General features: G+C 29.3%; 27 protein-coding genes and 1 tRNA gene. 16 read left to right on the forward strand and 12 right to left on the reverse strand.

Going from position 1 to position 22,533, the window contains the following annotated elements; genetic code table 11:
* Together ACTTBI_RS00255 and ACTTBI_RS00260 are read left to right on the forward strand one after the other, a co-directional pair.
* Positions 1–1,395, forward strand: coding sequence for an NAD(P)(+) transhydrogenase (Re/Si-specific) subunit beta (locus ACTTBI_RS00255; protein ID WP_440652132.1), 1,395 nt, complete (start codon positions 1–3; stop codon positions 1,393–1,395).
* Positions 1,396–1,400: 5 nt separating this feature from the next.
* The gene (locus ACTTBI_RS00260; protein ID WP_440652133.1) at positions 1,401–2,099 is read left to right on the forward strand and encodes a transaldolase family protein; all 699 of its coding nucleotides are present in this window, start codon (positions 1,401–1,403) and stop codon (positions 2,097–2,099) included.
* Here the strand turns inward: ACTTBI_RS00260 and ACTTBI_RS00265 are convergent.
* From ACTTBI_RS00265 to tkt, 12 genes are all read right to left on the reverse strand, one after another.
* Positions 2,089–2,799 carry a class I SAM-dependent methyltransferase gene (locus ACTTBI_RS00265; protein WP_440652134.1) on the reverse strand — a complete coding sequence of 237 codons (711 nt, stop codon included), beginning with the start codon at positions 2,797–2,799 and terminating at the stop codon, positions 2,089–2,091. The genes ACTTBI_RS00260 and ACTTBI_RS00265 overlap by 11 nt on opposite strands.
* A 45-nt stretch (positions 2,800–2,844) precedes the next feature.
* Positions 2,845–2,921, reverse strand: a tRNA-Met gene (locus ACTTBI_RS00270).
* Positions 2,922–2,927: 6 nt separating this feature from the next.
* Complete coding sequence (gene rpsU, locus ACTTBI_RS00275; protein WP_075521090.1) at positions 2,928–3,122, reverse strand: 30S ribosomal protein S21; 195 nt, start codon at positions 3,120–3,122, stop codon at positions 2,928–2,930.
* Positions 3,123–3,185: 63 nt separating this feature from the next.
* Complete coding sequence (locus tag ACTTBI_RS00280; protein WP_440652135.1) at positions 3,186–3,767, reverse strand: cell cycle transcriptional regulator TrcR; 582 nt, start codon at positions 3,765–3,767, stop codon at positions 3,186–3,188.
* Complete coding sequence (rpmE, locus tag ACTTBI_RS00285; protein ID WP_440652136.1) at positions 3,768–3,998, reverse strand: 50S ribosomal protein L31; 231 nt, start codon at positions 3,996–3,998, stop codon at positions 3,768–3,770. It lies immediately after the preceding gene.
* Between the two features lie 35 nt (positions 3,999–4,033).
* A complete protein-coding gene (locus ACTTBI_RS00290) occupies positions 4,034–4,774 on the reverse strand; it encodes an inositol monophosphatase family protein (RefSeq protein ID WP_440652137.1) in 741 nt (246 codons plus the stop codon).
* A 1-nt stretch (position 4,775) separates the two neighbouring features.
* Positions 4,776–5,336 carry an elongation factor P gene (gene efp, locus ACTTBI_RS00295; protein WP_440618057.1) on the reverse strand — a complete coding sequence of 187 codons (561 nt, stop codon included), beginning with the start codon at positions 5,334–5,336 and terminating at the stop codon, positions 4,776–4,778.
* Positions 5,333–5,947 (reverse strand): thiamine phosphate synthase, encoded by a 615-nt coding sequence (gene thiE / locus ACTTBI_RS00300; protein WP_440652138.1) that lies wholly within the window; start codon positions 5,945–5,947, stop codon positions 5,333–5,335. The genes efp and thiE overlap by 4 nt, the downstream gene beginning before the upstream one ends.
* On the reverse strand, positions 5,934–6,944 hold the full coding sequence (locus tag ACTTBI_RS00305) for a class I fructose-bisphosphate aldolase (RefSeq protein WP_440652139.1): 1,011 nt from the start codon (positions 6,942–6,944) through the stop codon (positions 5,934–5,936). Before ACTTBI_RS00305 ends, thiE begins: the two co-directional genes overlap by 14 nt.
* 1 nt (position 6,945) lies before the next feature.
* Positions 6,946–8,121, reverse strand: coding sequence for a phosphoglycerate kinase (locus ACTTBI_RS00310; protein WP_440652140.1), 1,176 nt, complete (start codon positions 8,119–8,121; stop codon positions 6,946–6,948).
* Positions 8,121–9,128 carry a type I glyceraldehyde-3-phosphate dehydrogenase gene (gap, locus tag ACTTBI_RS00315; protein ID WP_440652141.1) on the reverse strand — a complete coding sequence of 336 codons (1,008 nt, stop codon included), beginning with the start codon at positions 9,126–9,128 and terminating at the stop codon, positions 8,121–8,123. The genes ACTTBI_RS00310 and gap overlap by 1 nt, the downstream gene beginning before the upstream one ends.
* A 2-nt stretch (positions 9,129–9,130) precedes the next feature.
* Positions 9,131–11,089: a transketolase gene (gene tkt / locus ACTTBI_RS00320; RefSeq protein WP_440652142.1), complete on the reverse strand. Its 1,959-nt coding sequence runs from the start codon at positions 11,087–11,089 to the stop codon at positions 9,131–9,133.
* A gap of 53 nt (positions 11,090–11,142) precedes the next feature.
* Between tkt and ACTTBI_RS00325 the strand changes: the two genes are divergently transcribed.
* The 14 genes from ACTTBI_RS00325 to ftsH all read left to right on the forward strand — a co-directional run bounded on the left by ACTTBI_RS00325 (position 11,143) and on the right by ftsH (position 22,529).
* Positions 11,143–11,466, forward strand: coding sequence for a 5-formyltetrahydrofolate cyclo-ligase (locus tag ACTTBI_RS00325; protein WP_440652143.1), 324 nt, complete (start codon positions 11,143–11,145; stop codon positions 11,464–11,466).
* Positions 11,454–11,900 (forward strand): cell division protein ZapA, encoded by a 447-nt coding sequence (locus tag ACTTBI_RS00330; RefSeq protein ID WP_440652144.1) that lies wholly within the window; start codon positions 11,454–11,456, stop codon positions 11,898–11,900. Before ACTTBI_RS00325 ends, ACTTBI_RS00330 begins: the two co-directional genes overlap by 13 nt.
* A 4-nt stretch (positions 11,901–11,904) precedes the next feature.
* Complete coding sequence (locus ACTTBI_RS00335) at positions 11,905–12,450, forward strand: 5-formyltetrahydrofolate cyclo-ligase (RefSeq protein WP_440652145.1); 546 nt, start codon at positions 11,905–11,907, stop codon at positions 12,448–12,450.
* The gene (locus ACTTBI_RS00340) at positions 12,447–13,250 is read left to right on the forward strand and encodes a TIGR00282 family metallophosphoesterase (protein ID WP_440652146.1); all 804 of its coding nucleotides are present in this window, start codon (positions 12,447–12,449) and stop codon (positions 13,248–13,250) included. The genes ACTTBI_RS00335 and ACTTBI_RS00340 overlap by 4 nt, the downstream gene beginning before the upstream one ends.
* 7 nt (positions 13,251–13,257) lie before the next feature.
* Entirely contained in the window at positions 13,258–13,983 is a 726-nt protein-coding gene (locus ACTTBI_RS00345; RefSeq protein WP_440652147.1) for a YebC/PmpR family DNA-binding transcriptional regulator, read from the forward strand.
* Entirely contained in the window at positions 13,983–14,474 is a 492-nt protein-coding gene (locus ACTTBI_RS00350) for a crossover junction endodeoxyribonuclease (protein ID WP_440652148.1), read from the forward strand. The genes ACTTBI_RS00345 and ACTTBI_RS00350 overlap by 1 nt, the downstream gene beginning before the upstream one ends.
* 53 nt (positions 14,475–14,527) lie before the next feature.
* A complete protein-coding gene (tolQ, locus tag ACTTBI_RS00355; protein ID WP_440652149.1) occupies positions 14,528–15,202 on the forward strand; it encodes a protein TolQ in 675 nt (224 codons plus the stop codon).
* Positions 15,203–15,619 (forward strand): protein TolR, encoded by a 417-nt coding sequence (tolR, locus tag ACTTBI_RS00360; RefSeq protein ID WP_440652150.1) that lies wholly within the window; start codon positions 15,203–15,205, stop codon positions 15,617–15,619.
* A gap of 5 nt (positions 15,620–15,624) precedes the next feature.
* Positions 15,625–16,488, forward strand: a complete 864-nt coding sequence (locus tag ACTTBI_RS00365; protein ID WP_440613994.1) for an energy transducer TonB — start codon at positions 15,625–15,627, stop codon at positions 16,486–16,488.
* Between the two features lie 12 nt (positions 16,489–16,500).
* Complete coding sequence (gene tolB, locus ACTTBI_RS00370) at positions 16,501–17,841, forward strand: Tol-Pal system beta propeller repeat protein TolB (protein ID WP_440652151.1); 1,341 nt, start codon at positions 16,501–16,503, stop codon at positions 17,839–17,841.
* A 106-nt stretch (positions 17,842–17,947) separates the two neighbouring features.
* Positions 17,948–18,493, forward strand: coding sequence for a peptidoglycan-associated lipoprotein Pal (gene pal / locus ACTTBI_RS00375; protein ID WP_440651922.1), 546 nt, complete (start codon positions 17,948–17,950; stop codon positions 18,491–18,493).
* Positions 18,494–18,571: 78 nt separating this feature from the next.
* Entirely contained in the window at positions 18,572–19,576 is a 1,005-nt protein-coding gene (gene ybgF / locus ACTTBI_RS00380; protein ID WP_440652152.1) for a tol-pal system protein YbgF, read from the forward strand.
* Positions 19,536–20,558: a tRNA lysidine(34) synthetase TilS gene (tilS, locus tag ACTTBI_RS00385; protein WP_440652153.1), complete on the forward strand. Its 1,023-nt coding sequence runs from the start codon at positions 19,536–19,538 to the stop codon at positions 20,556–20,558. The genes ybgF and tilS overlap by 41 nt, the downstream gene beginning before the upstream one ends.
* A 63-nt stretch (positions 20,559–20,621) precedes the next feature.
* Complete coding sequence (gene ftsH, locus ACTTBI_RS00390; protein ID WP_262590286.1) at positions 20,622–22,529, forward strand: ATP-dependent zinc metalloprotease FtsH; 1,908 nt, start codon at positions 20,622–20,624, stop codon at positions 22,527–22,529.
* Positions 22,530–22,533 lie beyond the last annotated feature (4 nt).

Genomic DNA, 22,533 nt, shown 5'->3' on the forward strand with positions numbered 1-22,533 from the left:
ATGTCAGCAAATTTGTCTGCAATTTTATATTTAGTATCTGGTGTATTGTTTATCTTAGCTTTAAGAGGCTTGTCATCTCCTGAAACTTCAAGACAAGGAAATTTATTTGGTATCATTGGAATGTTAATAGCTGTGACTGTAACATTTCTTTCAGTTGGAAATTTTAATACTGGATTTATATATGTTTTAATATTTTTAGCAATCGGTGGAAGTATAGGTGCATTTATTGCATATCGAATACCAATGACTGCAATGCCAGAACTAGTTGCAGGCTTTCACAGTTTAGTTGGATTAGCAGCTGTATTTGTTGCAATTTCTGCATTCATTAATCCTGCCGCATTCAATCTTGGAACACCTGGAAATATTAAATTAGCAAGTTTAATAGAGATGGCGATAGGAGCAGCTGTTGGTGCAATCACTTTTTCTGGTTCTGTTATAGCCTTTTTAAAATTACAAGGAATAATGTCAGGTGCGCCTATTACCTTTAAAGGTCAGCACTTATTAAATGCATTATTGTTAGTATTAATTGTAATTTTAACAATTTATCTTTGTTCAACCCAATCATCCAATTTATTTTGGATAATAATTACAGTATCATTTTTAATAGGATTTTTAATTATTATCCCTATTGGTGGAGCAGATATGCCAGTTGTAATTTCAATGTTAAATTCTTATTCAGGTTGGGCCGCGGCTGGAATCGGATTTACTTTAGAAAATACTGCTTTAATTATAACTGGTGCATTGGTTGGATCGTCTGGAGCCATACTTTCATATATTATGTGTAAAGGGATGAATAGATCATTCTTTAATGTAATATTAGGTGGTTTTGGCGCTACAGACCAAACAACTAGCGGTCAAAGTAAAGAACAAAGACCAGTAAAAAGTGGTAATGCAGATGATGCAGCTTTTTTAATGAAAAATGCATCTTCAGTTATAATTGTTCCAGGATATGGAATGGCAGTTGCACAAGCTCAACATGCTCTTAGAGAGATGGTAGATACGTTAAAGAAAAATGATATTAAAGTTTCTTATGCTATACATCCAGTTGCAGGACGTATGCCTGGTCACATGAATGTATTATTAGCAGAAGCAAATGTACCATACGATGAAGTATTCGAATTAGAAGAGATCAATAACGATTTTGCAAATGCAGATGTTGCTTTTGTTATTGGAGCTAATGATGTGACCAACCCAGTTGCAAAAACTGATCCACAAAGCCCAATTTATGGAATGCCAGTTTTAGATGTAGAAAAATGTAAATCAGTGTTATTTGTAAAAAGAAGTTTATCTCCTGGATATGCGGGAATTGACAATGATTTATTTTATAAAGAAAATACATTGATGTTATTCGCAGATGCAAAAAAAATGACAGAAGATATTACAAAGAATCTATAGATCTAATGAATACAAAAATTTTTTGTGATATTGCTGATTTATATTCTATAAAAAAATTTAATAAATTAAAAATTGTAAAAGGATTTACAACCAATCCAAGCTTAATGAGGAAAGCAGGTGCTAAAGATTATAAATCTTATTCAATGCAAATCCTCAAAATTTGTAAAAAAAAACCTATTTCTTTTGAAGTTTTTGCAGATGATGAAAAAAATATGATTGAACAAGGAGTTAAAATAAATTCTTGGGGAAAAAATATATATGTTAAAATTCCAGTAATTAATTCAAAAAATAAATTTACAGGAAAAGTAATAAAAGTTCTTAGCAATAAAGGTATAAAGTTAAATATTACTGCAGTTTATACAGCTAAACAGGTGGAAAAAGTTTTAAAAGTAATTAATAAAAAAACTAAATTGATAATTTCAATTTTTGCTGGAAGGTCAGGAGATGTGGGGAAAGATCCAATTCCGGAATTTAGAGAAGCTATAAATTTGTCTAAAAAATTCAGAAATGTTGAGATTTTATGGGCAAGTGTCAGAGAGCCATATAATTATACACAAGCCAAACAATTAGGCTGTCATATTATTACAATCCCTCCATCAATAATTGATAAAATTAGAAAATTTGGAAAGTCTTATAATCATTTATCACAAGAGACAGTAAAGACATTTCTGGTTGATAGTAGAAAATCTAATTTTAAAATTTAGTAAATTCTCTTTTCTTAGTTTTTGTCATATCAATAAATATTGACATACAATTTTGCTGTTTTTCAAAAATATAAAAAAAAAATTTAATTAAAGGTTTTATTAATCTTATAACAATTTTATTTGATTTTATGTTTGTTAAATCATTTCCATATCTAAATTTGATATAATTTATATTTGCTGGATCGTAAGAATTTATCGTTTTTACAAACTCTCTTTCAGTCCATCTATAAACGTAATTAGGTATACCAGTATCTAAAAGGCCACCTGTTTTTTTTGCAGAATCTATTGATGAAACTTCAAATTCTTCTGCAAAGTTTAATCTGCAAGCTAATCTCATCAACAAAGAATCATTTGACTCTATAATAAGAACCCCTTTTTTTGCAACTCTATACATCTCTGTAATTGCCTTATGAGGTTGGTCTAGATGATGCAATGTAGCATTGGTTACAACGTAGTCAAAACTATTATCATTAAAATTAAGATTTCTTAAATCTCTGTTAAATAAATTTTTATTTAATTCAAATCCCTCATTTTTAAGGATATTTAAATCATTTATGTCATGGTAAGTAACACTAAATTTCAAATAACCTAGTTCACTTAAAATTTTTATTTCTTTTAATGAACCACTTATTAACAAAATATTAGAATTTTTATCAATATTTTGTTTTATATTTTTTTTATAGAAATTCCATCGGCTCATAATTAATCAATTTATTGAATTTTTATATTTTTTAAATTAAAATTTTGGTTGCGGGGGACGGATTTGAACCGCCGACCTTCAGGTTATGAGCCTGACGAGCTACCAGACTGCTCCACCCCGCGATATATTTAAATTCTATTTTTAAGTTTATTTAATTTTTTAACTCTTTTAATGTTTTCTTGAAGAATTCTTTTTTTCTTTTCAGATGGTTTTTCGTAAGTATTTTTTAATTTAATAATTTTAAAGAATCCATCTCTTTGCAGTTTTCTTTTTAAAACTCTTAATGCTTGCTCAACATTATTATCTTTAACTTCTATTTTAATAACTACCTCCAAAAAAGTGGTTTGTTATCACTTTTATCAATTCATGTCTATTAGTTTTGTTCATTATGCGCTTGTTTGATTAACTTTATTTTGTTTTTCTTTTTCATTCTTCTCCCTCTTAATTCTTCTTTCAGCTTTCTTTATGGCGTCTATCAAATCTTTTTGGGAAAATAAGTTTAATGCTACAGGATCTTTAGGATTAAGATTATTGTAATTCCAATAACTTTTATTTCTTATAGAGGTTACAGAATTTTTTGTAATTCCGATCAATTTAGCTATTTGTGAATCTTTCAAAATATTATGTTGTCGAATAAGCCACAAAGCAGAATCTGGCTTGTCTTGTCTTTTTGAAAGAGGGATATATTTTTTTATTTTCTTCTCGTCATTTGAAATTTCAATATCATTACTTTTGATTTTTAGTGGTCTACTTTCATCTTTGGAGGATAATTCTATTTCTTCTCTTGAAAGCTGCCCTGAAATAATTGGATTATAAGCTTTAATTCCTTTCGCAACCTCTCCATCTGCTATACCTTGTATCTCTACTTCGTGTAGTTTACAGAAATCTGCAATCTGTTTAAATGTAAGAGTTGTATTTTCTACTAACCAAACGGCTGTAGCCATAGGCATTAGAGGTGCATTTGACATTTAATTTTTCTTTTCTGATTTAAAGTTTTGAAATTTTTTATTAAATTTACTTATTCTACCTTTATCCATTAATTTCTGTTTTCCACCCGTCCATGCAGCGTGTGATTTTGGATCAATTTCAAGCTTAAGTAAATCACCTTCAGCACCCCAAGTTGATTTTGTTTCAAATTGTGTACCGTCAGTCATTTCAACTTTAATAGTATGATAGTTTGGATGAATTTTTTTTTTCATGCGGAGACTTATAGCAAAAGAATTTTTTAAAACAATTAAAAGTTAACTAGTTTTTCAAGCATTTTATCGTTAATTGCACTACTTGAAGCTCGGATATTAATATTTTTTATATCAAATTTGTTAATTTCGTTAACTATTCCACCAGCCTCTTCAACCATTAAAGCACCAGCTGCTACATCCCAAATATTAATTTTATTATGAAAAAAACCATCAAGTCTTCCAGAGGCCACATATGCGAGATCAAGCGCTGCACATCCACTACATCTCATATTTAGATCACTAAATTTTGTACCTTCATGATTGCTTGAGAATAAACAATCTTCAGTAGAATTTTTTTTTGACACTCTTAGTCTTTGATTGTTCAAGTATGCTCCCTTATTTCTTTCGGAAAAAAACATTTCATCTTTTATTGGATCGAAAATTAATCCACTTATAATTTCGTTTTTAGACATTTGAGCAATACAAATAGCAAAGTGTGGAATACCGTGAAGAAAATTAGTTGTTCCATCTATTGGGTCTATAATCCAAAAATTTTCTCTATCTTTGTTATTTATCTTGCCAGTTTCTTCTGTAATAAATGAGTAATTTTTTTTTGATTTAGATAATTCTTCAATTAAAATTTTTTCTACATTTTTATCTGTTTTTGTAACAAAATCATAAGGACCCTTTTTAGAAACTTGTAATTTTTCCACTTCACCGAAATCTCTTATCACAGATTTAGATGCTTTTTCAGCAGCTTTTATCATTAAGTTAAGATTTGAAGATATAGACAACATTTCAAATCTTTTTTACGTACTCTAAATTTCTGGTATCAACAATGACTTCGTCACCAGCTTCTATAAATGGTGGAACTTGAATATTTAAACCATTATCTAGAGTAGCAGGCTTGTAGGATGAAGATACAGTTTGACCTTTTAATGCTGCATCAGTAGTTTCTATTTTACATTGTACCTGATTTGGTAATTCAACTGAAATTGGATTTTCATTATAAAAACTTACAGATACTTCAAGATTTTCAGTTAATAATTTTCCCTGTTCTCCAATGATTTCTTTTTTAATTTCAATTTGTTCAAAAGTTTTAGGTTCCATAAAAAAGTAATTAGCATCATCTTCATACATATAATTGTATTTATTTTCATCTAATGATGCTTTTTCTACAGTTTCACTAGATCTAAATCTTTCATTTAGTTTGGTATTTTTACCAACACTTTTCATTTCTACTTGTGCAAATGCGCCACCTTTTCCAGGTTTTACATGTTGTGTTTTTAGAACTTGCCAAAGATCATTTTTATATTCTAAAAGCATCCCAACTCTAATTTCACTTGCATTTATTTTCATATTAAACTTTCTATAGCTTCTTTAGGTTTGTATTTTTTATTTTTCCAAATGTAGCCCGAGATAGCTAAAAAATTTGCATTGTTCAATAAAAGTTTTTTATAGTTTTCATTTGTTATTCCACCTATAGCTACGATGGGAATATTTGTTAATTTTTTTACTTTATTCAAAGTTTTTATATTAGCCCTGTATTTTGCTTTTTTTGTTTTTGTTGAAAAAAAAGCCCCAAATGCAATGTAATTAGCTCTATTTTTAATTGCTTCTTTTGCAATTTTAATTGAGTTGTGACATGTTATTCCAATAATTTTATTTCCAATTATTTTTTTGGCTTCTTTAATATTCATATCTTTTTGCCCTAAATGACATCCATCAGCATTTAATTTTTTTGCAAGAACTGGGTCATCATTAACAATAAATTTTACATTATTTTTTTTACATAATTGTTTGATCTTTTTTCCTACCAAAAATTTTTTTTTAAATGAGTATTTTTTAAATCTCATTTGAAAAAAACTTATTTTACTTGATTTTAATACTTCATTCAGCATTTGGTAAAAATTCTTTGTTATTTTATTTGGAGAGATAAGATAAATAAATTTTTTTTTATTTATTCTCAAGATCGTTTGTCCATTTTCCTTGAGCAGCTAAAGTACACATTCTTGCTCTGTGATTAAACACATCCTGTGTTTCGTTGGTTTTCGTGATGTCTTTAGACCAAAATTTAAGTGCACTTTGTTGTAAAGCTCGACCATATGAATAGGTCATTATAAAATTTGTACTATTGTTTTTGCTAATTAAATTGAGATTTTCTGTTGCTTCTACTTCGGATTGACCTCCAGACAGGAAAGCAATTCCTGGTACTTCTGTAGGTACTGAATTTTTAAGACATTCAAGTGTTTTGTCTGAAACTTCTTCATTAGAGATTTTGTTTTTTGAATTACTTCCAGCTAAAATCATATTTGGTTTTAATATGATCCCTGATAAATCAATTTTATGCATAATTAATTCCTCAAAACATTTTTTTATAACTTCAGATGTTTTTTTTAAACAATCATCAGCTGAATGATCACCATCCATTAAAACTTCTGGCTCCACTATAGGAACCATTTCACATTCTTGAACTAAAGCGGCATATCTTGCAAGTGCATGAGCATTAGAATGAATTGCAAGTTTGCTAGGATAGTAGTTGCTTATCGAATAAACACCTCTCCATTTAGTAAATCTTGCACCAAGCTCATAGTATTTTTTTAGTCTCTCTCTTAGCCCGTCTAGACCTTCTGTAATTTTTTCCTCTGGAGAGTTTGCTAAATTTTTTGCACCTGTATCTACTTTAATTCCAGATACTGCTCCACTAGCATAGATTAATTCAGGAATTGATTTACCTAAATTTGAAATTTGGTTTATTGTTTCATCAAACAAGATCACACCACCGATACAATCTTTCATGCTTTCTGAACTAAAAAGAGTTTCTCTAAAAGCAAGTCTGTTTTTTGGTGTAGACTCAATATTAACAGCCTCAAGTCTTTTTGTCATAGTTCCGTTACTTTCATCTGCCGCAAGTATTCCTTTGCCATTTGAAAGTATTTTAAGAGCTATTTTATTTAGTTCTGACATATCAGTTTAAAGCGCTTATACCAGGAAGTTCTTTGCCTTCAAGATATTCTAAAAATGCTCCACCTGCAGTTGAAACAAAATTAAAGTCTTTAGCAGCATTTAAAGAATTAATTAATGAAACGGTATCTCCACCACCAACAACAGAGTAAATTTTATCTTCTTTATTTTTTTCTACTATTTTTTTTGCAATTGCAGTACTTCCATTAGCAAAATTAGGATTTTCAAAATATCCAGCTGGACCATTCCATAATATGGTGTTTGTATTTTCAATAATATTAAATATACTTTCAACAGTTTTTGGACCTATATCCAAAATCATTTCATCTAATTTAATTTGATTCAATTCTTTAATTTTAGGCTGACCATTTAAATCATTTGCCACTATTACATCTTCTGGAAAAATTATATTACAATTTTTTTCTTTTGAATATAAGAGTATGTCATTAACTATAGAATTAACATTTTCTTCTTTAAGAGATTTTCCAATATCGTATCCATTATGTTCAATTAAGTTATTCGCCATTGCGCCTACAATTATTATATTATCAAATTTTGAAATTAAGTTTTTTATAATATTAATTTTAGTAGAAATTTTAGATCCTCCTATTATGCAAGTAACAGGTTTAGTTATGTTAGATGTAATTTTTTTTAATGCACTAATCTCTAAATCTAATTGCAACCCTGAAAAAGAGGGTAAAAATTTTGAAATTTCACAAACAGATGCGTGCGCTCTATGTGAACATGAAAAAGCGTCATTTACATAAATATCACCTAAGCTTGCTAAATGTTTTGCAAAATTAGTATCATTTTTTTCCTCATCTAGATAAAATCTAATATTTTCAATCAATAAAATTTTTTCATTAAAATTATCAAGCATATCTTTTTTTATCTCATAAATATTTTTTTCAATAAGTTTTATTTTTTCATTTAATTTTTTTTCTATATCTTTTTGAATTGGTTTTAACGAAAGATCTTTAATTATTTTTCCTTTAGGTCGACCAATATGAGATAAGATAACTATTTTTGAATTTTCCTTTAGTAAAAATTTAATTGTTGGAAGAACTTTGTCAATTCTCGTTGTATCAGTTATCTCACCATTATTAAGAGGGACATTCAGATCCAGTCTTAAAATAACTTTTTTACCTTGTAGGTTGTTTAGTTCGGAAACACTTTGCATTAAGAATTTTGATGAATAAATTCTGCAATATCACACATACGATTCGAAAAACCCCATTCGTTATCATACCAAGCTGAGATTTTACCCATATTGTCTCCAACAACATTAGTGAGTGATCCATCAACAATGGCGGATGCAGGATTATGATTGAAATCAACTGATACTAACTTCTCATGAGTAATTTCTAATACATTTTTTAGATTATTTTTAGATGCTAACTCAAATGATTTATTTATATTTTCTTTGTTGATGTTTTTTTTGGTACAGAAAACTAATTCTACAAGTGAAACATTTGGGGTAGGTACTCTCATTGCAACTCCCTCTAATTTACCTTTCAAGCTAGGAATTATTTCGCCAATTGCTTTTGATGCACCAGTAGATGTTGGGACAATTGATTGACTTGCTGATCTCGCTCTTCTTGGGTCTTTATGAGAATTATCTAGAATTCTCTGATCACTTGTAAATGCATGGATAGTAGTCATAAACCCTTTTTCAATTTCAAAATTTTCATTTAGTGTATGTACAACTGGAGCTAAACAGTTTGTGGTGCATGATGCGGCTGAGATTATTTGGTCCTTACTGGTTATATCTTTTTCATTTACACCAAATACAATTGTTTTATCTGCGTTTTTACATGGCGCAGATACTATTACTTTTTTTGCTCCATTTTTAATATGAGCTAAAAGTTTTTCTTTAGAATTAAATTTTCCTGTACACTCAAAAACATAATCAACATCAAATTTTTTCCAGTCTATGTTTTCAATATTAGACTCTTGTGAGAATGTAATTTTTTCATTATTTATTATTAAGTGATTTTCATCAAAATCTAAATCAGCATCAAATCTACCATGAATTGAGTCATATTTAATTAATGTACAAGTAGTCTCAGAATTTGATCTATTGTTTATGTGTTGTATTTTTATTTTTTTATCTTGGCTTTCTATAATTGATCGAACTACCATTCGACCAATTCTACCCATTCCATTAATTCCAACTTTAATCGTCATGATTAATTTTTAATTAAATTTTTTGATCTCTTAATTATATTTTCTTTTGTTAGCCCAAAATATTTATATATTTCTTTATATGGTGCGCTTTTACCAAATTCATTAATTCCAAAATTTTTTCCATTTTCTCCAACATACTTTTTCCAACAATCACTTGAGCCAGCCTCTATAGATATTTTATTTTTGGTTTCATTTAGTATTTTATTTTTATAAGTTTTACTTTGTTTATCAAAAAGCTCCATACAAGGTACTGAAATAACTTTAGAATAAATTTTATCTTTAGCAAGTTTATGACTCGCTTCGATTGCAATATTTACTTCTGAACCACTTGCTAAAATTGTTAATTTAATTTTCTTATTTGTTCTAAATACTTCATAAGCACCTAGTGAACATTTATTATTTGAGGAATATTTTTTTCTAATTGGATCTAAATTTTGTCTTGTTAAAGACAACACGCTTGGAGTCTTTGTGGTTTTTAAGGCATGCTCCCAGCATTCAATTGTTTCAATTCTATCTGCAGGTCTAAACACATTTAGGTTTGGAATTGCTCTTAAACCAGATAATTGTTCAATTGGTTGATGTGTTGGCCCATCTTCACCTAAGCCAATTGAATCATGTGTCATCACATAAATAACTCTTTGTTGCATTAGAGCTGACAATCTTATCGATGGTTTACAGTAATCAGAAAATATTAAAAAAGTTCCACCATAAGGAATAAAATTACTATGGATTGCAATTCCATTCATTATGCCACTCATTGCATGTTCCCTGACACCATAGTGAATATAATTTCCCTCAAAATTTCCTGGTGTAATAATTTTATGTTTTTTTGTTTTTGTATTGTTGGATCCTGCCAAATCTGCAGAACCACCAATAAGATTATTATTTGAATTGGTTAATGCACTTAAAGTTAACTCAGAACATTTTCTTGTTGCTAAGTTTTTAGATTCTTTAATTGCAAGTTTCTTTTCTGAATTTAAAATATTTTTAAAGTTATTATTTTTGATTAGATTTAATTTTTTACTTTGTTTTTTAATTAATTTGTTCCATTTTTTTTCATTTAACTGACCCTTGAATCCTATAGCTCTCCATTGGTTCAATAACTTATTTGGAATCTCAAAAGGTTTATATTTCCATTTAAGTACTTTTCTTACTAATTTAATTTCATCTAATCCCAAAGGACTACCATGTGAAGACGATTTGCCAGATTTATTTGGAGAACCATATCCAATTTTTGTTTTACAAGAAATTACTGTTGGTTTTTTTGCATTTTGAACTTTTTTTAAAGCTCTATAAATTTGATTTTCATTATGACCATCAATTAATATGTAATCCCATCCATAGCTTTCAAATCTTTTTTTAAAATTGTCTGATACTGCAAGACTTGTTGGACCATCTATTGAAATATTATTATTATCAAAAAGCATCACCAAATTTTTTAATTTTAAGTGACCAGCTAAACTCATTGCTTCGTGACTAATACCTTCCATCAAGCAACCATCGCCAGCTAGAACATAAGTTTTATGATTAATAAGATTTTTACCTAATTTTTTTTTGAGCAATTCCTCAGCTATTGCAAATCCAACTGCATTCGCTATTCCTTGTCCAAGTGGACCAGTAGTTGTTTCAATTCCAGTTTTTGGATGATACTCTGGATGACCTGCGCAAATAGAGTTTAGTTGTCTAAACTTTTTTATCGAATTCATCGAAATACTTTTATAACCAGTTAAGTATAACAAAGAATAAAGAAGCATTGAGCCATGCCCGGCTGATAAAACAAATCTATCTCTATTTATCCAATTTGGATTTTGCGGATTGAATTTTAAAAAATGCCTAAAAAGTACCGTTGCAACGTCCGCCATACCCATTGGCATCCCAGGGTGACCAGAATTAGCTTTTTGAACTGCATCAACAGATAAAAATCTGATACAATTTGCTAAATCATTATGTATTTTACTCAAAATTATCCTGACTAGACTAAGAAGATTCTATTTAATATTATAGTTATATATATATGAATTCTATAAACGAAAAAGAAAAAAAACTTAATCTAGCTTTGGAAGAATTAAAAAATTTAGATTTAACTAATCCGGTTTTGAAAAATAATATTGAAAATCTTAACTTGCAAAAAAATCAATTAGAAATTGAAAAAAATGATCTAGAAAAAAAATATAAAGAGCTGATAGATCAGAACGAAATTTTGTCAAAAAGATTAGATGAGTTTAGAAGTAAAGAAAAGGTTGAGGAAAGAAAACAAATAGAGTTTTCTGAGAAAATCGATGAATTAAATCAAGAAACAGACACTTTGTTGGAAGAGATTGATAAATGGCAAATGTAAGTATTAAATTTAATAATAAAGAGTTTTTATTGTCTTGTGATGATGGACAAGAGGAACATCTAGAAGAATTGCTGATTCAAATAAACCAAAAATTTAATCATTTAAAAAACGATCTTGGTAAATTAGGAGAGAATAAACTTTTATTAATTACGGCAGTTAAAATAATGGATGAATACTACGAAACAAAAAAGAAAGTTGAACAAAAGAAACAAGAATTAAAAGATTTATCAAATAAATTTAAAGAATTAAAAACTCTAATTTATGAATACAAAGATAAAAAAGAAGAAGAAATAAAAGAGTTAAATTTAAATCACGATAAATTAAAAATCGAGATTGAAACTAATCAAAAAAAATATGAAGATTTAATTGATACTGCTGCAGAGAAAATTTCAAGTTTTGTCGAAAAAGCAAAACAGGAAAATTTACCTCAATAAATTTGTGAATAAATCTAAATTAAGAAGAAAGATAACATCACTTAAAAAAAAAAATTTTCAAAAAAATTTGAAAATCAATTCTTCAAAATTAATTAAATTTCTAAGGGATAATAAACTTAAAACAAAAATTGTAGGAGGATATTATCCATGCAATCATGAAATAGATGATTTAGAAGTATTAAATTTATTTAGTAAAAATAAAAAAATTACCTCTTTACCAATCATCAGGAAAAATAACCAAATGGACTTTTATGAATGGTCCAAAGATAATCCATTAAAGATAAACAAATACGGGATAATTGAACCATTGTCTCAAAAGAAAGTTTATCCAGATATATTATTAGTCCCATTATTAGCTTTTGATAAGCAATTTAATAGATTGGGTTATGGTGGTGGTTTTTATGATCGTTATATTGAAAAAATTGAAATTAAAAAAAAGGTCTTTAAAGTAGGATTTGCTTTTTCTTTCCAAGAATTAAAAAAAGTACCAGTTAACAATTATGATAAGAAACTTGATTTAATAATTACTGAAAGAGGTTTAATATTTTGAGAATTTTATTTTTAGGTGATGTTGTAGGTATTTCAGGGTGTTCTAAACTTACTAGTAGCTTGCTTAGTGAAATTAAATCAAAAAAAATTGATTTTGTTATTGCTAATGGTGAAAATGCTGCAGCCCAAGGAGTTGGTTTGACACAAGAAATTTGTAAAGATTTTTATAACTGTGGTGTCAACGTAATCACAACTGGTAATCATGTTTGGGATCAAAAAGAAATCATGAAGTACATAGAAAAAGAAGAGAGATTGTTACGTCCTAAAAATCTTTTTGAGCCTGCCCCCGGTCGAGGTTTTCAAATTTTCAAAACAGATAAAAATGTAAGAGTTGGTGTACTTAACCTTATGGGTAATGTTTTTATGAAAAAGTGTGATGATGTTTTTGAAACTTCAAAAAAATTTTTAAGTGAATATAAATTAAAAGATGACTACGATTTATTAGTGGTTGATTTTCATGGTGAAATTACTAGTGAAAAAAATGCTATAGGTCATTTTTTTGATGGTCATGCAACTTTAGTTGTTGGGACACACACACATATACCAACGAATGATGCTAGAATACTAAACAATGGTACTGGATATCAAACTGATGCAGGCATGTGTGGTGATTACGACTCAGTAATTGGGATGGATAAAGAGAATTCATTAAACAGATTTTTAAAAAAAGACTCGGTTAAACATTTTCCTGCAGTTGGAGAAGGGACTTTATCTGGTGTTATTGTTGATTGTGATATAAATACAGGCTTAGCTAAAAACATTAATAGTTATATATTTGGGGAAAAATTAAAAAATTTTTAATTTAGATATGGCAGGTCATTCACATTGGGCAGGTATTAAGCATAAAAAAGGAAAAGCTGATAAGCAACGTTCAAAAATTTTCTCTAAATTATCGAAAGAAATTACAGTAGCTGCAAAGTTAGGAGATAAAGATCCTGCAATGAACCCAAGATTAAGATCAGCAGTACAAGCTGCAAGATCAGCAAATATGCCAAAAGATAATATTGAAAGAGCAATAGATAAATCTTCTGCCGCGTCTGGTGCAAATTTTGAAAATTTGAGATATGAAGGTTTTGGACCAAACAAGATTGCTGTAATTGTTGAAACTTTAACTGATAATAAAAATAGAACAGCTTCCAATGTGAGAACCATCTTTCAAAAATCTGGTGGAAGTCTAGGTACACAAGGATCAGCATCTCATAATTTTAAACAACTTGGGATAATAAAGATTGATAAAAATGAAATATCAGAAGACAAGATTTTTGAATTAGCTATAGAAGCTGGTGCAGAGGAGTGTATCTCTTACCAGGAATTTCATGAAGTTCAATGTGTTTCAAATGAAATATATAATGTAAAAAAAAATTTAGAAAATAAAATTGCGAATTTCATTTCCACAGAGATTGAATGGGTACCTATTAATAGTGTTGATATTCAAAATGATGAAAAAGAAAGTGTGATTGAGTTTTTAGAAAATCTAGAAGATGACGATGATGTTCAGAACGTTTTTTCAAACGTAAATTTAGGTAACATTTGATGTTAATAATTGGAATTGATCCAGGAATTTCAGGGTCCATATGTTTCTTAGAGGATGGAATAATCAAAGATGTTCTTGAGATGCCAACAATGACTGAAGGAAAAAAAAATAAAAAACAAGTTAATGGATCTCAAATATTTAATGAAATATCTTCACAAATAAAAACGCATGAAAAGAAAAATATTAAAGTGGTAATCGAACAAGTTTCAGCTATGCCAGGCCAAGGGGTAACCAGTATGTTTAATTTTGGTCAATCCTTTGGAATTTTAAAAGGTATTTGTAGCGCAATGCAGTTGCCAATTTATTTTGTAAGACCAGCAAAATGGAAAAAATATTTTAATTTAATTAACTCAGAAAAAGATGCCAGCAGGACAAGAGCCATTGAAATATTTCCTTATTTTTCGTCAAATTTATCCAAAAAAAAAGACTCTAATAAAGCTGATGCAATTCTAATAGCCAGCTATTTTCACGAAACATACAAAAATGAATAATCTTTGAATTTATATAGTCAAATTCATGACACAATTAAGTGTGATGAGTGATTATGGAAGCAGACATAGCAGCAAAAGCGATAGATCTTGGCACAAATACAGATTTTTCACTTTTTAGTTTATTTTTAAAAGCAGATATTATTGTTAAAGCAGTAATGATTAGCCTTATACTTTGCTCTGTATATTCATGGGCAGTAATTATAGAAAAATTTAGACTTTTTAAAAAAATAAATAAATCATCAGAGGAATTTGAGGAAAAATTTTGGAACTCTAAATCTGCTGAAAATTTTTATAATAGTTTACCAAATAATTTAGATGACCCAATGTCTTTGGTGTTTCAAAATGCCATGGAAAACTTACTAAAGAAAAAATCTAAAACAAATTTGTCTGAAAGAATGACAGCCTTCCTTGAAGGTGGGATAGAAAAAGAAATGTCAAAGATTGAAAAGGGATTTACATTTTTAGCAACTGTTGGTTCAACTGCACCATTTATTGGATTGTTCGGAACAGTTTGGGGCATTATGAATTCTTTTCAGTCAATTGCAATTTCAAGAAATACCAGTCTTGCAATAGTTGCACCTGGTATAGCCGAAGCGTTGTTTGCTACTGCATTAGGATTGTTAGCAGCGATACCTGCTGTAGTTGCTTATAATAAATTTAATACAGACGCAAAAAAATACTCAGAGAAATTAGAGAATTTTTCAAAAAGATTTTTAACAATAATTTAAATGGCTTTTAAATTAAATCGCTCATCAAAGGAACCAATGAGTGAGATTAACGTCACACCTTTTGTTGATGTGATGTTGGTTCTATTAATTATATTCATGGTCACTGCACCGCTTTTAACAGTAGGTGTTCAGGTTGATCTACCTGAGAGTTCAGCAGATTCTTTGCCTGAGGAAACAGAACCTTTAACACTTTCTATTAATGCGAAAGGTGAAATTTTTATTCAAGAATCAAAAGTAGATTATGACAATATAATTGCTAAAGTTTTAGCTGTTTCAAAAAATAGAACTGATACAAGAATTTATGTAAGAGGTGATAAAACTATAAATTATGGCAGGGTTTTAGAGATAATGGGTTTATTGTCTGGATCTGGTTTTACAAAGGTTGCTTTAATCTCTGAGCCTTTTAAACAAAGGTAGTTGCGGTGAAGAGCAGTAGTATAGCTATATCCTCAGCTTTACATATATCTTTAGTTGTCCTTACAGCTTTAAGTTTGCCTTTTCTATCAAAAAAACCAATAGACCTTCCACCCATAGTTTCTGTTGAATTAATACAAATAACTGAAGAAACAAATATTCCTTTTGCGCCTAAAGCAAAAAAAATTATTGAAAAAGTAAAAGAAAAAGAAAAAAAACTTGTCTCAGAACAAGCTCCACCCAAAAAGGTAAAAAAAACTAAAACCAAGACTGTTGTTTCGGAGAAAAAAAACAAAACGATAGAAAAACAAAATCCCGAAGCTGTCCCTTTGCCTGATAAAGAGGTAAAAAAATTAAAGACTAAAGAGGAAAAAAAACAAAATCCAGAAAAGGTAGATAATGAAGTAAAGCAAGTGTCTGAGTTTGAAAAAAAAGATTTATTTGATCCAAATAACATTGCAGCATTGATAGATAAATCAAAAGAAGAGACAGCAGAAAAAGTGAAAACCAATAATGATGTTACACAAGATCAAGTAAGAAACGTTGAAAACTCTAAGCTTACTTTAAGTGAGGAAGACGCTTTAAAAGCCCAAATATTTGGTTGTTGGAGTATTCCTTTAGGTTTGCCTTATGATGAAAATTTACTAGTTAGAATAAAATTAAAGCTTAAACCAGATGGTTCAGTCACCAAAACTGAGATATTAGATCATGCTAGAATGAATAAACCTGGACAAGGTTTTTATAAAGTCTTAGCAGAAAGTGCCTTAAGAGCAGTAAGATTATGTCAACCTTTAAGAGTTCCAGCTTCTGGCTATGAGAGATGGAAAGAATTACAATTAAATTTTGATGCAAGAGAGATGTTAGGAGGTTAATATAAGTAATTTATGATTAAAAAATTTATAATTTTCATTTTTATTTTTTTTCCAATAAAAACTTTAGCTTTAATTGAAGTTGATATTACAAGGGGAAACTTAAACCCTCTTCCACTTGCAGTCTCACCGTTATCAATAGATGAAACATCTAGAAAAAATTTTGAACAAATTTTATATAAAGAGAACATTGGATCTGAAATATCATTAATTGTTGAAAATAATTTAAGAACCTCAGGTTTATTTAATCCTTTAGATAAAAAAGCATTTTTACAAGCACCAGATATAGCAAATTTAAAACCAAGATTTGAAGATTGGAATTTAATTAAAGCTCAAGCTCTTATTACGGGTAAAGTAAATTTTATTGATGATAAGTTAAGAGTTGAGTTTAGACTTTGGGATGTGCTTGCTGCAAAAGAGATGATGGCTTTAGCGTTTACAACGGTACCAACAAATTGGAGAAGAGTTGGGCATATCATATCAGATAAAGTGTATGAGAGATTAACAGGAGAAAAAGGATATTTTGATACAAGAATAATTTACGTGGCTGAAGAAGGACCAAAAACGCAAAGAATAAAAAAATTAGCTATTATGGATCAAGATGGTGCTAATAATAAATTTTTAACTTTAGGAAATGAGCTTGTGCTTACTCCACGATTTAACCCAGCAAGTCAAATGGTTACTTATTTATCTTATTTTAAAAATATGCCACGGGTTTATCTTTTAGATATTGAAACAGGAACACAGGAAGTAGTTGGAGATTTTCCTGGAATGACATTTGCTCCTAGATTTTCACCTGATGGAAAAAAAATAATCATGAGTTTCGCAAAAGATGGAAAATCAGATATTTATACGATGAATTTAGAAACTCGATTGGTAGAGAGAATAACCAATCATCCTTCAATTGATACATCACCTTCTTATTCTCCAGACGGAAAATATATAACTTTCAACTCTGACAGAAGTGGTTACCAACAAATTTATGTCATGAAAAATGATGGAAGTGATGTGAAAAGAATTTCTTTCGGTAATGGTTTGTACGGAACACCAGTTTGGTCTCCTAGGGGTGATTTGATAGCATTTACAAAATTACATAAAGGAAAATTTTATATTGGAGTGATGCGAACAGATGGAACTGGTGAAAGATTGTTAACTGAAAACTATTATCAAGAGGCCCCATCTTGGTCACCTAATGGAAGAGTTTTGATATTTTATAGAGAAACAAAAACTAATTCTAAAGGCGAAGGTTTTTCTGCTAAGTTATGGTCTATTGATTTAACTGGGTATAATGAAAGATTGATAAAAACCGAGACAGACGCATCTGACCCATCTTGGTCGTCTTTATTAAGTAATTAATATCAATTTATCTTTAAATACGATGAAATTTCTTGATTTTTTGGGTTGAAACATCTATTTAGTTGTGAAAAAAATAGTATTTGAAAAAGCAGCAAGGAGCAAATTAATGAGATTAAACAAAATTTTCAAAAACACGTTATTAGTTATTTCTGCTGGAATAATTTTAACAGCGTGTGCAACAAAAAAAGAAGTAGCCGTTGAAAAAGAGGCACCAAAAGAAGAAACTAAAAAAGAAGAAGTTACTAAAATTGAAAAAATTGCAGGTCAGATGCAAGGAGATGTTTACGTTGGAACAGATAGCGTAAAATATTTAGCAGATGGTGTTGCTGATAGAGTGTTCTTTGCAACTAACGAATCTATATTAACTACAGCTTCAAGAGAAACTTTAAGGGCTCAAGCTGCTTGGTTAAGAGAAAATTCTAACATCACTGTAGTTTTAGAAGGTCATGCAGATGAAAGAGGAACAAGAGAATATAACTTAGCACTTGGTGAAAGAAGAGCTAACGCTGCAAAAGATTATCTAATGACTTATGGTGTTTCATCAGACAGAATTACTGTAATCAGTTATGGTAAAGAAAGACCTGTTGACTCAGGATCAAATCCTTTAGCATGGTCTAAAAACAGAAGATCAGTTACTGTTAAAGCAAACTAAAGAATTTTTAAAAAAGACCCTAAAATTAAAAACTTTTAGGGTCTTTTTTTTGCCTTTTTATAATCATATAAAAATTTAATGAGATCACTTTTTAGATCAACATTATTTAATTTAATAATAATATTAAATTTCTTTTTTTCGGGAATTGCTTACTCAGATAACCATAATATTTATGAAATTTTAGATTTAATTAAAAAAGATTTAAAAACTCTTGAAAGAGCCGTTTACTCAGGATCAATAGAAATAGAAAGTACAACAAATAATCAATCAGTATCAAGTCTTGATAATAATTCTGAGGATGTCTTAACCAGACATTTGTTAAAGTTATCAGAGGTAGAGGAGCAGTTTAGAGAACTTACTAATAAATTTGAGGAAATTAATTTTAAGCTTGATAAACTTTCAAACAGAGTATCCAAGTTACAATCTGATAATCAGATAAGGTTTCAAGATATAGAAAATGATTTAAGTTCTGTTAATGTAATTGACAGCAGTCAACAACTGAGTTCAGCGCCCAAAATTGAAAAGCAAATTCTTCCTGGAAGCTCACAGCCTCAGGACTTAGGTACAATTTCTTATAAAGATATGGAAACTGCAGAGAAGAATCAACAGATTCAATCAGTTGAAACTACAGCTTCTATTGTAGAAGAAACTTTTCAAGCTGAAGATAAAATTTTACCAATAGATTTAACACCAAAAGAACAATATGAATTTGCAACAAGTTTCTTAAAAGTTGGAGATTACAGTACAGCAGAAAGAGCTTTTAGAGAATTTGTATTATCAAATCCTGATGATGAATTAGCAGGTAGTGCTCAATATTGGTATGCAGAAACTTTCAGAATAAGACAACTTTATACTGATGCTGCTTCAGCTTATCTCGAAGGATATCAAAAATATCCAAAAGGCAAGAAAGCTCCAATAAATTTATTAAAACTTGGAGTTTCAATGGTTCAAATTGGCGAAAAAGATCAAGGCTGTAAGATGATTAATGGTGTAGAGTTGCAATATCCAAATGCAAATCAGTCTGTAATACAAAAAGCAAAATATGAGTCTAAAAAATTTGAATGCGTCAAGCAAGATTCATAAACAACTTCTTAATAAACTAAGAGATAAAAGAATTTATAAAATCTATAATAAATTTGAAAATAATTTAAATTTAAATAACGATTTTACAGTTGCTGTATCAGGTGGCCCAGATAGCCTTGCTTTAGCTTTTTTTTCAAAAATTTATTCAATTAAAAAATCTTTAAAAGTCAAATATTTTCTAGTTGACCATAAATTGAGAAAGAATTCATCTGTAGAAGCTTTATATGTAAAAAATCTTTTAAAAGATTTTTCTATAGATTTAGATATTTTAAAATGGAATGGGAAAAAACCCAAAAATAATATCCAATCTCTTGCAAGAAAAAAAAGATATAATCTCTTAATTAACCAATCAAAAAAATTTAAAATTAATCATATTTTATTTGGTCACCATGAAGATGATGTTTATGAAAATTTTTTAATTAGGCTTTTAAGAGGTAGTGGTTTAAAGGGTATCGTATCTTTAGACAAAACGACTTTAATTAATAATGCAAATATCTTAAGACCTTTAATAAACGTTGAGAAAAAAGATTTAATTTACATTTCAAAAAAGGTCTTTAATAAATATGTAGAAGATCCCTCAAATGAAGATGAAATTTTTAAAAGAGTAAGAATTAGAAATTTAATTAAAAATCTTGAAAGTGAAGGTTTAGATAAAAGTAAATTTAAATTATCAATTAATAATTTAAAAAGTGTTGATCAATCAATCCAGTTTTTTTGTGAAAAAAACTTAAGAGAAAATTCGATTATTTCTCAAAATAAAGTTGTATTAAAAGAGGAATTTTTTAACTTTCCCCAAGAAGTTTTGTTTAGGTCATTTTCAAAGATCTTACAGTTAGTTGGGAAAAAATATTTTCCACCTAGAGGTAAAAAAATTGCTAATATTTTAGAAAATCTACAGAGTAAAACTACTTTTAAATCTACACTTGGAAATTGTGTCGTAAAAAAAATTAATAGAACTGTAATTGTGTATAAAGAGCTTTAATATCCCTAAATTTATAGTTATTTTGTCACTTGTTTAATTTGTAATAATTCTTATCTTTACAACATGAATTTTAAAAATCTGGCTATGTGGGGAATAATAGTTTTTTTAACTATTGGTCTTTATAACATGTTTAAAAATCCTCAATCAAATATTAGAGGTGGAAATCAAATAATTTTTTCAGATTTTTTAACTTCAGTTGAAAATGGTGAAGTTTTAAAAGTTGAGATACAGGGAAACAACATCAAGGGTGTTTACTCAAATGGAAATTCATTTTCAACTTATGCTCCAAACGATCCTAATTTAATTGAAAAATTATCAGATAAAGGAGTGAGTATTTCAGCAGCTCCGTTAGAAGAAAAAATGCCATCTTTATTTGGTGTATTACTTTCTTGGTTCCCAATGCTTTTATTAATTGCTGTTTGGATATTTTTTATGCGACAGATGCAAGGTGGAAAAGGTGGAGCAATGGGATTTGGCAAGTCAAAAGCCAAGATGATGAATGAACTTAAAGGCAAAGTAACATTTAATGATGTTGCTGGAGTAGAAGAGGCAAAAGAAGAAGTAGAAGAAATTGTAGAATTTTTAAAAGACCCTAAAAAATTTAGTAGACTTGGTGGAAAGATACCTAGAGGTGCTTTATTGGTCGGACCTCCAGGAACAGGAAAAACTTTGTTAGCAAGAGCTATTGCAGGTGAAGCGGGAGTTCCTTTCTTTACTATCTCAGGTTCAGATTTTGTTGAAATGTTTGTTGGTGTTGGAGCATCAAGAGTAAGAGATATGTTTGAACAAGGTAAAAAAAATTCTCCGTGCATAATATTTATTGATGAAATAGATGCAGTGGGAAGAAGTAGAGGTGCAGGTTTAGGTGGAGGTAATGATGAAAGAGAGCAAACTTTAAACCAATTATTAGTAGAGATGGACGGATTTGATACTAATGAAGGTGTAATCATAATTGCAGCAACAAATAGACCTGACGTTCTCGATCCAGCGCTATTGAGACCTGGAAGATTTGACAGACAAGTAGTTGTTTCAAACCCAGATATTATTGGAAGAGAAAAAATTTTAAAAGTTCATGTGAAAAAAATTAAGATGGCACCAGACGTTAATTTAAGAACTATAGCAAGAGGGACACCTGGTTTCTCAGGAGCAGATTTAGCTAACTTAGTCAACGAAGCTGCCTTATTAGCAGCTAGAAAAAATAAAAGAATTGTAACTTTGTTAGAATTTGAAGAGGCAAAAGATAAAGTATTAATGGGTGCTGAAAGAAGATCAATGGTAATGACTGAGGATGAAAAAAAACTTACCGCATATCACGAAGGTGGCCATGCTTTAGTCTCATTTAATATGCCTAGTTATGATCCAATTCACAAAGCCACTATCATTCCAAGAGGAAGAGCTTTGGGAATGGTTATGAATTTACCAGAAAGAGATAAACATGGATATTCAATCAAATATTTAAAAGCTAGACTAGCAGTTTGTTTTGGAGGAAGAGTTGCAGAAGAATTAATTTTTGGAAAAGATAACATTTCTACAGGAGCAGGTGGAGGAAGTGGTTCAGATATTAATCAAGCTACTCAACTTGCAAGAGCGATGGTAACTAAATATGGTATGAGTGAGGAAATGGGTCCAGTTGAGTATGGAGAAAATCAAGAGGAAGTTTTCTTAGGTAGATCTGTTACTCAAACACAATCAGTTTCTGAAGAAGTTGCTCAAAAAATTGATAAGGAAATTAGGAAACTAGTCGACGAAGGATATAATCAAGCAAAGAAAATTTTGACTGAGAAAATTGACGATCTACATAAAATTGCTAAAGCATTAATTACTTACGAAACCTTAACAGGTGAAGAGATTGAGAACATAATTAACAAAAACTTATATCCAAAAGATAAAATTTTAGAAAATCAAGACTCAAAAGATGATCATGACTCGGCTTTAGGAGCCATGGGTCTAAAACCAAAAATTGTTCATTAATTTA

Source organism: Candidatus Pelagibacter sp. HIMB1542, from assembly GCF_052047835.1.
GTDB lineage: Bacteria > Pseudomonadota > Alphaproteobacteria > Pelagibacterales > Pelagibacteraceae > Pelagibacter.